This is a genomic window from Kribbella sp. NBC_00662 (assembly GCF_041430295.1).
GTDB lineage: Bacteria > Actinomycetota > Actinomycetes > Propionibacteriales > Kribbellaceae > Kribbella.
Map to the genome: position 1 here is coordinate 4,204,690 of NZ_CP109029.1, position 13,014 is coordinate 4,217,703.

General features: G+C 67.0%; 13 protein-coding genes. 3 read left to right on the forward strand and 10 right to left on the reverse strand.

Annotation, left to right across the window (positions count from 1 at the left end):
- Window positions 1-17: 17 nt before the first annotated feature.
- From nuoH to OHA10_RS21265, 5 genes are all read right to left on the reverse strand, one after another.
- Window positions 18-1,265, reverse strand: a complete 1,248-nt coding sequence (gene nuoH / locus OHA10_RS21245) for an NADH-quinone oxidoreductase subunit NuoH (protein ID WP_371400495.1) — start codon at window positions 1,263-1,265, stop codon at window positions 18-20.
- Window positions 1,266-1,354: 89 nt separating this feature from the next.
- Window positions 1,355-1,708, reverse strand: coding sequence for a hypothetical protein (locus tag OHA10_RS21250; protein WP_371400496.1), 354 nt, complete (start codon window positions 1,706-1,708; stop codon window positions 1,355-1,357).
- 42 nt (window positions 1,709-1,750) lie between these two features.
- Complete coding sequence (locus OHA10_RS21255) at window positions 1,751-2,728, reverse strand: TIGR03557 family F420-dependent LLM class oxidoreductase (protein WP_371400497.1); 978 nt, start codon at window positions 2,726-2,728, stop codon at window positions 1,751-1,753.
- 64 nt (window positions 2,729-2,792) lie between these two features.
- On the reverse strand, window positions 2,793-4,100 hold the full coding sequence (locus OHA10_RS21260; protein WP_371400498.1) for a cytochrome P450: 1,308 nt from the start codon (window positions 4,098-4,100) through the stop codon (window positions 2,793-2,795).
- A 57-nt stretch (window positions 4,101-4,157) separates the two neighbouring features.
- A complete protein-coding gene (locus OHA10_RS21265; RefSeq protein WP_371400499.1) occupies window positions 4,158-4,766 on the reverse strand; it encodes a TetR/AcrR family transcriptional regulator in 609 nt (202 codons plus the stop codon).
- 108 nt (window positions 4,767-4,874) lie between these two features.
- Here OHA10_RS21265 and OHA10_RS21270 point away from each other — a divergent pair, with 108 nt between their 5' ends.
- Together OHA10_RS21270 and OHA10_RS21275 are read left to right on the forward strand one after the other, a co-directional pair.
- Window positions 4,875-5,708 carry an MBL fold metallo-hydrolase gene (locus tag OHA10_RS21270; RefSeq protein ID WP_371400500.1) on the forward strand — a complete coding sequence of 278 codons (834 nt, stop codon included), beginning with the start codon at window positions 4,875-4,877 and terminating at the stop codon, window positions 5,706-5,708.
- A 42-nt stretch (window positions 5,709-5,750) separates the two neighbouring features.
- Window positions 5,751-6,767, forward strand: coding sequence for an aldo/keto reductase (locus OHA10_RS21275; RefSeq protein WP_371400501.1), 1,017 nt, complete (start codon window positions 5,751-5,753; stop codon window positions 6,765-6,767).
- Between the two features lie 28 nt (window positions 6,768-6,795).
- On the opposite strand, the gene OHA10_RS21280 is transcribed toward OHA10_RS21275, so the two are convergent.
- The 5 genes from OHA10_RS21280 to OHA10_RS21300 form a co-directional block, all read right to left on the reverse strand.
- On the reverse strand, window positions 6,796-7,590 hold the full coding sequence (locus OHA10_RS21280; RefSeq protein ID WP_371400502.1) for a sugar phosphate isomerase/epimerase family protein: 795 nt from the start codon (window positions 7,588-7,590) through the stop codon (window positions 6,796-6,798).
- A complete protein-coding gene (locus OHA10_RS21285) occupies window positions 7,587-8,594 on the reverse strand; it encodes a zinc-binding dehydrogenase (protein ID WP_371400503.1) in 1,008 nt (335 codons plus the stop codon). Before OHA10_RS21285 ends, OHA10_RS21280 begins: the two co-directional genes overlap by 4 nt.
- Window positions 8,595-8,661: 67 nt before the next feature.
- Window positions 8,662-9,558: a carbohydrate ABC transporter permease gene (locus OHA10_RS21290; RefSeq protein ID WP_371400504.1), complete on the reverse strand. Its 897-nt coding sequence runs from the start codon at window positions 9,556-9,558 to the stop codon at window positions 8,662-8,664.
- A complete protein-coding gene (locus tag OHA10_RS21295) occupies window positions 9,558-10,472 on the reverse strand; it encodes a carbohydrate ABC transporter permease (protein WP_371400505.1) in 915 nt (304 codons plus the stop codon). The genes OHA10_RS21290 and OHA10_RS21295 overlap by 1 nt, the downstream gene beginning before the upstream one ends.
- Window positions 10,473-11,777, reverse strand: a complete 1,305-nt coding sequence (locus OHA10_RS21300; protein WP_371400506.1) for an ABC transporter substrate-binding protein — start codon at window positions 11,775-11,777, stop codon at window positions 10,473-10,475. It lies immediately after the preceding gene.
- Between the two features lie 140 nt (window positions 11,778-11,917).
- On the opposite strand from OHA10_RS21300, the gene OHA10_RS21305 reads away from it, so the two are divergent.
- Window positions 11,918-12,970 (forward strand): LacI family DNA-binding transcriptional regulator, encoded by a 1,053-nt coding sequence (locus tag OHA10_RS21305; protein WP_371400507.1) that lies wholly within the window; start codon window positions 11,918-11,920, stop codon window positions 12,968-12,970.
- Window positions 12,971-13,014 lie beyond the last annotated feature (44 nt).

The following is a 13,014-nucleotide window of genomic DNA, read 5'->3' on the forward strand; positions in this document are numbered from 1 at the left end:
TCGGGCATGGTACGGCGTCAGCTGTTCCCACGCTCGACGGCCACAGCGGACTTCGGCGGCACCGGGAACCCGTCGTACGTAGCAGCCTCCTGTCGTGCAGCGGTGTCGGACTGTTTCTTCTCGCCGGCGAACATCAGTACGACGATCGCGACCACCCCGAGCGCGATCGCGACGAACAGCCACTGCCGGTCGATGCCGCCCCGCAGATTGATCGTGCGAATCGTCGCGACCGCCACGATCCACAGCAAGGACAGCGGCATCAGCCGCATCCATCCGAAGTGCATGAACTGGTCGTAACGCAGCCGAGGCAGCGTCCCTCGCAGCCAGATGAAGAGGAAGAGGAAGCCCAGAACCTTCCCGAAGAACCAGAGCACGGGCCAGTAACCGCTGTTGGCGCCGTCCCAGATCAGGTTGATCGGCAACGGCGCGTGCCAGCCGCCGAGGAAGAGCGTCGTGGCCAAGGCCGCCACCGTGCCCATGTTCACGTACTCCGCCAGGAAGAACAGCATGAACTTCGCCGAGGAGTACTCGGTGTGGAACCCGCCGACCAGCTCGCCCTCGGCCTCGGGCAGGTCGAACGGCCCGCGGTTGGTCTCGCCGATCATCGAGATCACGTAGATCACGAACGACGGCGCGAGGATCAGGCCGTACCAGAGCTTGTCCTGCGCCGCGACGATCTGCGACGTCGACATCGATCCGGCGTACAGGAAGACCGCGACGAGCGAGAGTCCCATCGAGACTTCGTAGGAGATCATCTGCGCGCTGGAGCGGAGTCCGCCGAGCAGGGAGTACGTGGATCCGGACGACCAGCCGCCGAGCACGATGCCGTAGATGCCGACCGACGCCATCGCGAGCACGAAGATCACCGCGACCGGCAGGTCGGTCAACTGGAGCGCGGTCCGGCTGTCGCTCCACGGCAGCTTCACCGTCGGCCCGAACGGGATCACCGTCCACGCGGCGAACGCCGGGATGACCACGATCGCCGGCGCGAGCACGAACACCACCTTGTCGGCGGTCTTCGGGATCAGATCTTCCTTGACGATCAGCTTCATGCCGTCGGCCAGCGACTGCAGCAAGCCGAAGGGCCCGTTCACCTTCGGCCCGATGCGCTGCTGCATCCGGGCGACCACCCGGCGCTCCGCCCAGATGCTGAACAGCGTCAACAGCATCAGGATCACGAAGATCAGCACCGCCTTGAGCAGCATCAGCCCCCACGAGTCGTGACCGAACTGCGCCGGCCCGCCATTGACCGCATCACTCCGCATCCCCACAGCCCTCCGCCGCCCGTGTTCGCTAACAGATACGGTGTATCATTAAGCGCAGTGACGGAGCAACTGCTAGCTATTGGGTGACCTCAGGCGTGATCCCCGTCGAGCAGCCCATGGATCTCTTCGAGAGCCTTCTGGATGTCCGGGTGGTCGTACTGCGCGGCGCGCGACTCGGCGCTGATCACACCGCAGCGGTGCACGCGGCGGAAGTCGCCGTACGGGAACTCGTAATGTCCCTTGGTCTCCTCGCCCAGGTCGCTGTCGACACCGAGGAACCACAACCCGTAGTCACTCCAGCCGTGCTTGTCCAGGTACGCATTCTCCTCGGCCGCGGTCGGGGCGTGCTCGCTCCAGTCATCCCGCTCGTCCTTGACTGTCTGCCCCTGCCGCACCAAGTGCTTCGCGTGCTCGAACGCCTTCTCATTCAGCTTCACAGTCATGCCACCCCGGTTCCCGCCGACCCGAAGCCGAATCAGCTTGTCCTAGGAGGCGGAGGGGTTCTTGTGGAGGCGGAGTTCGGGGAGGATTTCGGTGCGGTAGAGGTTCATCATGTCGACGGTGTGCGGCCCCATGTTGGCGACGTACACCTCGTCGAAACCGGCCTCGACGTACGGCGTGAACGCGTCGATGTGGACGTCCGCTTTGGGACCGCAGGTAACGGATTGTGCGGTGGCTTCCTTCGTCACCAGCTGGCTGGCCTGTTCGAAGTGGCGGGGTGAGGGCAGCACCTGGGCAAGCTCGCCGGGAAGGCCGGAGTTGGCCCAGATCCGATGCGCCTGCTCGACACCCTCCTCCGCGGTCGGCGCGTAGCTGACCTTGAATCCACCCTGCACCGGCTTGTCCCCGCCGCCGTGATCACGGAACCGCTGCAGCAACTCCCGGTCCGGCGACGTGGTCAGATAGCCGTCCGCGATCCGCGCCGCGACGTCGGTTGCCTCAGGTCCGAATCCGGACATGTAGATCGGCAAGGGCTGCTGCGGCCGGGTGTAGATCCGGGCCGTGTCCACGGTGTAGTGCTTGCCGTGGTGACTGACGAACCCGTCCTCGGTCCACAGCCGCCGCATGATCTCGACTGCTTCCTCGAGCATCTCCAGCCGTACGTCGACGGTCGGCCAGACCGACCCGAGGACGTGCTCGTTCAGCGCTTCGCCGGTCCCGACCCCGAGCCGGAATCGCCCGTTCAGCAGTACGGCGCTGGTCGCGGCCGCCTGCGCGATCACGGCCGGATGGATCCGCACGGTCGGGCAGGTCACCGCCGTCGTCACCGGCAGCTCGCACACCTGCGAGATCGCGCCGATCGTCGACCAGACGAACGCGCTCTGCCCCTGCTCGTCGTTCCACGGATGGAAGTGGTCACTGATCCACAACCCGTCGAACCCGGCCTCCTCGGCCATCCGAGCCTGCTCGATCAGCTCTGCGGGCGTGTATTCCTCGCTGGACAGGAAATATCCGATCTTCACGCGTACCTCCGATGCTCGTTCCCTCTCGGGTGCCCGATGAGCCCGTCCCCAATCGCCTGCCTCGTCAGGACGGCCGGGCGTGCCGCCAGAAGCCCAGGCGGATCGTGGCGTGGTTGAAGGTGGTCGGCATCGGGCCGGTGAGTTTCGCGCGGGTCACCGGGTCGACGTCGAGGTCGTACTGCGCGGCGACGTGGCTGACCGCGGTGCTGGTGGCCAGCAGGACGACGTTGCGGCCGGGGCATTCGGCCGGCCCGGCACTGAACGGAATGATCGGCCACGGTCCGTCCGCGCGGCCGTCCAGCCAGATCTCCGGCTCGAACCGGTTCGCGAAATCGAGAGCCTCGTCGTCGCGGTGGAAGACCGAGCTGACGATCGCGAACTCGGTGCCTTCCGGGGCGATGCGGTCGCGCCACACGGTCGCGCTACGCGATTCACGCAGTACGACGAGAGTGGTCGGCCAGAGGCGCAGTGACTCCTGAACCGCCGCGCCTGCCTGCGCCAGCAGGGGAGACGCGTCCGGATGATGTGCCTCGGTGACGATCGGCTCGAGCTCTTCCGGATGCGCCGCCAGTACGGCGAACAGCCGCCAGAGCGCGATCCCGGCCGCGTCGAAAGCGAACAACCAGTGCGGTACCTGACCGGCGGGGTCGAGCGCGTTGTCGTGTTGGAGCGCGCTGACCAGCGATCCGGGCTCGGCCTTGGCGACGTACGCCGCGATGACATCGAGGAAACGTTCGCGGACCTCGTCCCGGCGCGGGTGGAACTCGGCCCAGTTCGCGTCGGCCCGGAGTTGGTCGAGGTCGGCGGTGAGATCGGTGTCGTCGCAGGCGGAGTCGCCCAGGACGATGCGCCGTACGACGCGAGACCAGACCTCACGGAACTCGTCCCAGCCGAGAGTCCCGTTGAGGACGTCCAATTCGTCGCGAACGACCTCGAGCATGCGGTGCCCGTGCTTGTGGACCGGCTCGTGACTGCCGAGCGCGTGCTCGTTCAGCTCGCGCCGGGCAGCGCGCAGCGGCGGATCGGTGACGAGCACTGCATGCGGCTGGAAGTGCCGCAGCGCACCAGCCTTCTCGGCCGTCGCCGCGGCAAACGGCTCGGGCGTCTCCGCGAGCAAGCGACGCACGTCGTCCGCAGCCAGCACGAGCCCGATCGTCCGACCAGGGAACCGGAACAGGAGCGGACCGTCGCCGTACCGCCGGCGGAACCTGCGCACCAGCCGCAGCGCACGCTCATCGGCATGAATCCGCTCCGCGAACGTCCCGACCTGAGGCCGCCGAAGGATGGCCCCCTGCGCAACCAACGGCAGGAAGACATCCCGCACGGCCCGCCCGGCATCGAGCGGCGAAGCAGTCGGCAACTCAGATGACATGCCCTTCCGGTGTCCGCCCGCGAACCGCTCAAACGCGCCGCGAGCCTGCTACCGGAGCTAGTGCGCGTGCGTGTTCAAGATCCGGTGGACCGAGCGGCGGCCCCGGTCGGCGGCGGTCGGGTCGTGGTGCATGAGGAGGGCTTGCTGCACCGCCAGCGCGACCCCGCCCAGTTCGAAGACGAGCTGGGGGACGTCTGTGTCGTGGGGGAGTTCGCCCAGCTTTACTGCCTCGTCCAGCTCGGCCGACACGTAGTCCGACCAACGTGAGAGTGCGGCCAGGATCGCGTCGCGGACCGGGCCCGGTCGGTCGTCGTACTCGATGGCGACCGAGGTCAGGAAGCAGCCGCGGTGATCCTCGTCCTCCGTCATGTAGTCGATCCACTCCTCGAAGGCGCGCGACAGCCGCTCGATCCCGGGATGCGCGCCGAGAGCGTGGCCGGGCACCCGGCTCCGGAAGCGCTCCACAGCCTCGTCGACGACGGCGAGCTGGAGTGCCTCCTTGGTGCCGAACTGCCCGATCACGCCGGCCTTGCTCATCCCGAGATCGATCGCGAGGCGACCGATGGTGAGCCCCTCGAGCCCGTCGACCGCGCCGAGAGTCAGGGCGCGCTCGATGATCCGGGCGCGGGTCGCGGCCGCTTCGACGACGGACTTCCGAGGGCTCATGCCGACCAGAATAACCAGACGATCGTTCGCCTAACCGCTGGACAGCCCGATCTGCATAAGCTTACGATCGTTCTCTAAAGGCGAACGATCGTAAGCTAAGGAGTAGTCATGCAGGTCCATCACCTCAACTGCGGTTCGATGCGAGAGGTCAATCCACCGGCGGAGGCCGGGCTGACGCCGGCGCGGGTCGTGAATCACTGCCTTCTCATCGAGACGGACGGGGCCGGGCTGGTGCTGGTCGACGCGGGCTTCGGTACGGCGGACATCGCCCGCAGCGAGGAAACTCTGGGGCAGACGTTCCTGCAACGGGCCGAACCCGTACTGGACCCCTCGGAGATCGCAGTGCGCCAGGTCGAGGGCCTCGGTTACCGCGCCGACGACGTACGGCACATCGTGCTCACCCATCTGGACCTGGACCACACCGGCGGCTTGGTCGACTTCCCGGACGCGACGGTCCACCTGCACGATGCGGAGTACCGAGTCGGTATGGCGGCGACAAGTCAGCATCCCGAGCACGCCATCCGTCGTCGCCCTGCGCACTGGGCTCATCGGCCGCACTGGGCCACTTACAGCGGCCAGAAAGGAAACTCCTGGTTCGGCTTCGACGCGCTCGAGTTGGACGGTCTGCCTGAGGAGATCCGGTTGATCCCGCTCGCCGGCCACACCGAGGGCCACTGTGCCGTGGCGGTCCACGACGGCGACAAGTGGCTGCTGCATGCGGGTGACGCCTTCTACCACCACGGCGAGATCGACCCGGAGAACCGATGGAGCCTGCCGGGTTGGGAGGCGCTGGAAGAGCTCACGGAAACCGACCGTCCGCTGCGGCTCGGCAATCATGCCAGGCTCCGGGAACTGATCCGGGACCACGGCGACGAGGTAGAGGTCTTCTCGGCGCACGATCCCTGGCCGTTCGAGCGCTACGCCGCCAGGATCAGCATGTGAGACCGCGGGCGGCCGCGATCCGACGGGTGTGAACCTTGGGCCATGCGGAGCTATCAGGCGGCGGACGGACGGTACGAGCGGCTGGAGTATCGGCGGGCGGGTGACTCCGGGCTGGATCTGCCGGCGTTGTCGCTGGGCCTGTGGCAGAAGTTCGGCCGCGACTACCCGTTCGAGACGCAGCGGGAGATCCTGCTGCACGCCTTCGATCTCGGCATCACGCACTTCGACAACGCGAACCGGTACGGGCCGCCGCACCGGGCCGCGGAGCAGGTGTTCGGACAGGTGCTGCGGGCGGAGTTGGCGCCGTACCGCGACGAACTTGTCCTGACCACGAAGGCCGGCAACCCGATCGGCCCGAGCCCTTATCTCAAAGGCGGTTCGCGCAAGTCGCTGCTGGTGTCGCTCGAGCGCAGCCTGCGGGACCTCGGCACGGATTACGTCGACATCTTCTACCATCACCGCCCGGATCCGTCGACACCGCTCGAGGAGACCGTGGGTGCGTTGGTGAGCGCGGTCCAGCAGGGCAAGGCGTTGTACGTCGGCATCTCGAACTACCCGACCGAGCGCGCGCACGAGGTCGCCGGGCTGCTGCGGGCGGCCGGCGTACCGCTGCTGGTCCATCAGCCGCGGTACTCGATCTTCGACCGGACCCCGGAGACGAGCGGGCTGCTCAAGCTCGCTGCCGAGGACGGGTTCGGACTGGTTGCCTACAGCCCCCTTGCGCAGGGTCTGCTCACCGACAAGTACCTCGACGGCACGATCCCGGCCGGCGCCCGGGCCGCGGCCAGCGCGTTCCTGTCACCGGACCAGATCGACGACGTCTACCGTGAACGCGCGACCGCGCTGAACGATCTCGCCCGCGAGCGCGGCCAGTCCTTGGCCCAGCTCGCTCTGCAATGGGTACTGCGTCAGCCGCAGGTGACCACTGCCCTGATCGGGGCGAGCTCGACCGCCCAACTCGACCACAACCTCGCCGCCCTCGACTTCCCGGCCCTCACCGACGAGGAGCTGGCTCGCATCGACCAGCACGGCATCCACGGCACCGGCCAACGCCAATGATCCTTGAGGCGTTGACCGGTGCCGGGTGTCAGCGGGACAGCAGCTTGGCCACCTTCGGGAGGACCTGGTCGACGGGGCCGCTGAGGCCGCATTCCATCGCCAGCCAGCCGTTGTAGCCGATGGCCTCCAGCGCGTCCAGGGTCTCCGGCCAGTCGTAGTGGCCGGCGCCGGGCTCCAGCCGGTTGCTGTCGCCGAGCTGGACATGCCCGATCGACGAACCGGCCTGCCTGATCGACTCACCGACGTGAGCTTCTTCGATCGACATGTGGAAGGTGTCCGCCGTGATCATCACCCCGGGGGATCCGGCCTCTTCCACCACGGAGGTCGCATCGGCGAGTTGGTTGATGACGAAGTCCTCGAACCGGTTCAACGGTTCCAGGTAGACCTTCGCGCCCACCGACTCGCCGTGTTCACCCACCTCCCGGAGCGCCTCGACCAGCGCGGCACGGGAGTCCTCGACCGACCGCGGCGGCACGAACGGAGGCAACCGCCGCGAGAACAGCCCGAAGGCATGCGGCGAGACGATCCCCGTCCCGCCGGCTGCAGCGATCGTGCTCAACTGGATCTTCAGCTGCTCGATCGCATCCCGGCGCCGGTCCGCGTCGAAGTCGCCGATGAAGTGGTCCATGTGCACGACCGCGGTCGGCATCTGTACGCCGGCATCGCGAGCCCGCCGCAGTTCGTCCACCCGGGATCCGAAGATTCCGTCACCACGGGCCGACAGTTCGATCCCGTCGAAGCCCACCGACCGGACGAAGCTGAACTTCTCCTCCAACGTGTCGCCGGGCAGTGTCATCTCCGCGGCCGCCAGCCGGAACGTCATGCGGTCACCTCCTCGTCGAAGCTGAGTACCACCTGTAGTGCCTCCTCCGGGCGCTCGTCGAGCATCCGGAATGCGTCCGCGGCCTGCGCCATCGGCACGGTGTGGGTGATCAGGTCGGTCACGTTCAGCCGCTTCTCGGCGGCGAGCTGGATCGCTGTCCGCGCGAGCCGGTCGTAGTTCCACCGATGCTGCAGGGACGGCGCGACCCCGCTGATCTGCGAGCAGATCAGCGCCACCCGGTTGTGATGGAACTCCTCGCCCAACCGCAGCCCGGCGCCCTCGCCCTGCATGAAGCCGGCAACGCAGACCCGCGAGCTGTACGCAACCGACCGAACCGCCTCGTGCAGAGCGCGATAGTTGCCCGATACCTCCAAACACACGTCGGCACCACGCCCGTCGGTGAGCTCGCGGATCCGCTCGGCAATGCCACCGTCAGCGGGATCGAGCGCAACCTCCGCTCCCAGCTCCAGCGCCAGCGAACGACGTGCGGGAAGGTTGTCGACGGCAATCACCCGGCCGCCGTTCAACCGCGCCAGCTGCGCAGCCAACTGCCCGGGTACGCCGAGACCGAAGACGGCGACCGTCTCCCCGATGTGGATGTCGGCATCCAGCACGAGGTTCAGCGCGATCGCGCCGATCTGGCTGAAGATGCCGATCTGCGGATCGACGGTGGCGTCGAGGATCCGCCCAGCGGCCCACGATGCCTTCTTGACCGTGTGGGTGCGATGCCCCCAGGTTCCCCAGACCACATCGCCGACCGACACGCCCGCGGCGTCCGAGCCCAGCGACACGACCTCGCCGACCTCCTCGTAGCCCCACCCGTCGACCGGGTAGCTGATCGAGGTGTCGCCGTCGACGAAGAGCCGGGAGTCGTCGTCCCAGCGCTTGTTCAGATAGGGGTTGCTGCCGCGGTACGCTGTGAGCTCGGTGCCCGCGGAGATACCGGAGTACAGAGTGCGGATCAGGACCTCGTCGGGTTCCGGCGTACGGTCGAGGTCTGGCACGACCTCTGCTACACGGGACGAGCTGAATCTGACCAGAGATGGCATGGGTCTCCTCGAGGAGTGTGGGTCAGCCTTTGACCGCGCCGGACATGAAGCCCTGCGTGACCTGGCGTTGCAGGACGACGAAGATCACGATCACCGGGACGATGGTGATCAAGGTGCCGGCAGCCAGCGGCCCGATGTCCATCGAGCGGCCGCCGGTGAAGTTGTACAGACCGGCGGTGAGCGGCCGGTACTTCCCGCTCGGCAGGTAGAGCAGCGGGACCAGGAAGTTGTTCCAGTTGCTCAGAAACGTGAAGACGGCCAGGGCCGCGGCACCCGAGCTCACCAGCGGCATCATCACCTGCGCGAAGATGCGGCTCTCGGAGGCGCCGTCGATCCTCGCGGCCTGCTCCAGTTCCTCGGGCAGATCGGAGAAGAACGCGCGCATGAAGAACGTGCCGAACGACAGGTTGGTCGAGATCAGCACCAGGTTGGCCCCGACCAGGCTGTCCAGCAGTCCCATCGACCGCAGCTGGAAGTACAGCGGAATCATGTAGGTGAAGAACGGCACCAGCAGACCGAGGACGACGACGTAGAAGATCGCCGTCCGTCCGGGGAACGGCAGCCGGGCGAACGCGTAGCCGGCCATCGTGGAGATCACGATCACGACGATCGTGCTGGGAACGGTCAGCAGGAGACTGTCCAGCAGGTAGCTGCTGAACCGGCCCACCGTCCAGGCCGAGCGCAGGTTCTCGAACGAGAACGAGGAGAACAGACCGAACGGATCGCTGCGGACGTCCTGCGGTGTCTTCAGCGCCGTGGAGATGATCAACACCACTGGGAACAGCGTCAGGGCTGCCATCAGCACGAGCACCAGGTGGCGGACAGCGAGTCCGGTCGACCGGCGTACGACGTGCCGACGGAACTCGAGGCGCTCCTCGGATCGGCTGCGACTCGAGACGGCGACAGGTAGGTCGATCATCACGCCCCCAGTCCTTGCAGGGACAGCCGTCGTTGCAGCCGGTTCAGCATGATCGTGAACGGCACCGCCAGGACCGTGATCAGCAGCGCCAGCACGGTGCCGTAGCTGATCCGGTTGAGCTGGAACGCACTCGAGTACGCGTACGTCCCGAGTACTTCGGTGGCGTCGGCCGGCCCGCCGCCGGTCATGATGAAGATGATGTCGAACACGCTGAACCCGCCGACCAGCGTGAGTGTCAGCACCATCAGGAAGACCGGCATGATCTGCGGCAACAGGATGTGCCACAACCGCTGGCCGGCGTTCGCGCCGTCGATCCGGGCCGCGTCGACCAGTTCCACGTCCACGTTGCGGAGTGCCGACAGGATGATCATCGTGACGAAACCGCACGTCGCCCAGATCGCGGTCGCCAGGACGGCGAAGATCGCGGTCTTCGGGTCACCGAGCCAGCCGCGGCTCAACCCGTCGAGCCCGATCGCGTTCAGCACCCGGTTGATCCACCCGTTGACCGGGTCGTAGATCCACCCCCAGACGATCCCGATCGCCACGCCGGGCAGCATGAACGGCAGGAAGAACAGCAACCGGTACGTCGCCCCGCCGCGTCCTGACCAGATCAGCACTGCCACCAGCAGCCCGATGATCATCGGCGCGGCGGTGCCGATCGCGATCCAGATCGCGTTGTTGCCCAAGGCGTGCCAGGTCGCGGGGTCGGTGAACATCTCGGTGAAGTTCCGCAGCCCGACGAACGGCGGGGTCGGATCGAGGCCGTCGAAATCGACCACCGAGTAGTACAGCGCGTTCGCCATCGGGAAGACGAAGAACACCGCGGTGACGATCGCCACCGGCAGCGCGAGCAGGATGCCGAGCCGCGCCTGGGCCCGTCGGGTGACCGCCGGAACGTTGCTGACGGCCCCCATCTACTTCGCCGACTTCTCGTAGGCCGACTGGAGTTGCGCGGCCACCTTCGCCGCGTCGCCCTGCCCGCTCAGGATGCCCTGGATCCCCTTCCACATCGCGTTGTTGAAGACGTCGGTGGTCAGGACGTCGATGTTGTACCCGAAGTCACCGGTGCCGTCGGCGATCTTGGCCGAGTCGTCCAGCACCTGCTTGAACAGCGGCGACGCGGTCATCCCGTTCGTGTCGATCGGGTACGCCGGGATGTCCTGCAGCTTCTCCGCGGCCCACCGGCCGTGCTCGGGGGTGAGCAGGTAGTCCAGGAACTTGATCGAGGCGTCGGCCTTGGTGGTCGACGCGGACACGAAGGTGCCCGAGCCGAGACCGCCGCTGAAGATGCCCGCACCGTCCTTGGCCGGGAACGGGATGAAGCCGACGTCGAACTTCGCGTTCCGCTCGATGTCCAGGGCCAGCCAGCTGCCGGTCGGGTTCATCGCGGCCTTGCCGGAGTAGAACAGCGCGTTCGCGTTGTCGTAGCTGACCGCGGTCGGCGACGGCGTCAGCAGCTTCTTGTCGTTCCAGTCCTTCCAGACGGCCAGCGAATCCACGACCGGCTGGGTGTTCCACGACGTACGGCCGTTGAGCAGGTCGTCCATACCCTTCGATCCGACGGCACTGGACAGCGACATGCTGAGCAGATGCCCGCCCTGCCAGCCTTCCTTGTCGCTGACGGCGAACGGTACGACGTTGTTCTGCTTCAGCTTCTCGGCCGCGGCGGTCAGCTCGGTGAGGTTCTTCGGTTCGGCGATCCCGTACTTCGCGAACAGCGTCTTGTTGTAGAAGACGCCGACCTCCTCGATCTGGCTCGGTACTCCGACGATCTTGCCGTCGAACGTGACGCGCTTCTTGGCGAAGTCGTAGATGGGCCATTTCTTGTCGGCGTACGCCTTGGTCAGGTCGTAGACCAGCCCGGCCTTGGCCAGTGCGCCGGCGAAGCCCGGTCCGGTGTCGTAGCCGAAGACATCCGGTCCCTGTCCCGACCGTAGCTGGGTCTGCAGGACGGTGCGGACGTTCTCGCTCGGGATGACGTCGAGCTTCACCGTGATCCCCGGGTTCTTGGTCTCGAACGTCTTCAGGTCGGACTTGATCAGCTCGAGATCCGCGGGATCCTCGGGCTGGCCGATCATGTAGCGGATCTCCTGCTGCCCGCTGGTGTCTTGCTTGACGTCCTCGGAGCCGGTGCCGGGGGCACCGCCGGTGCACGCCGCGGTGGCGAGCAGCGTTGCGGTGGACAGCACGGCCGAGGCGACGAACGCGATCTTCTTCATGAGCCACTCCCGGTCTCGGTGGCGATGCGTCGGCGGAACTTCTAACGTTAGAATTTCTAACGTTAGAAGTGATGGTTGCGGGCCCCACGGGCTCTGTCAAGATGTTGTCCTGAGGTGGTTGCGGCAAGTGAAGGAGAACGATGGCGCCCGAGGTTCAGGCCGGCACGAACGGTCAGCCTGCTCGTCCCGCGCGGCTCAAGGACGTCGCCGAGCTGGCCGGGGTCTCGCTGAAGACCGTGACGAACGTCGTCCACGAGCGGCAGCACGTGAAGGCCGAGACCCGGGCCCGGGTGAAGGCCGCGATCGCCGAGCTGGGCTACACCCCGTCGCTGGTCGGGCGGCAGTTGCAGAGCGGACGCAGCAACATCGTCGCGCTTGCCGTCCCGCGGATCGACGAGCCGTACCTCGGTGCGCTGGCGCACGCCCTGATCATGGCCGGCGAACGGCGCGGGTACGCCGTCTTCACCGACGAGACCGGACGCAGCGACGAGCATGAGCTCCGCGCCGCGGCCGGGTATCCGGGCAACAGCATCGACGGCGTGATCTACAGCCCGCTGGCCGTGGACCCGGGGCGGTTGGCCGACATGAGCCGGTTCACCCCGATGGTGCTGCTCGGCGAACACCTGAGCGAGGGCGCGGCCGACTACGTCGCGATCGACAACGAGCAGTCCGCGCGGGACGTCGTACGGCACCTGGCCGATGGGGGACGACGGCGGATCGCCTACATCGGCGGCAATCCCTCCAGGCCGTTGAGCGTGGGCCAGCTACGGTTCCGAGGCGTCCGGGCAGCCGTGGACGAGCTCGAGCTGGAAACGCGGGACGACTGGCTGCTCCGGTGCGACCGCTACTCGCGGGAGACGGGCGCGGCGATGGCCGAGCAGCTGCTGCCTCGGATCGGGGAGATCGACGCCCTGATCTGCGCGAGCGACCTGCTCGCCATCGGTGCCATCCGGACCTTCATCGAGCACCAGGTCCGGGTCCCCGACGACGTCGCGGTGATCGGCTGGGACAACATCGTCGACGGTCAGTACCTGTCGCCCAGCCTGAGCAGCGTCGCGACCGATCTCGACCTGCTGGCCGACCGGACGTTCGAGGCCCTGATCAGCCGGATCGAGGGCAACCGCGACCCGGCCCGCGTCTACACCGTCCCGCACGAACTCGTCATCCGCGAGTCGAGCCGGAGCCCGATCTGACGGTGATGCAACCGGATCGTCACGCCAGGACTCGTGCAGGCAAA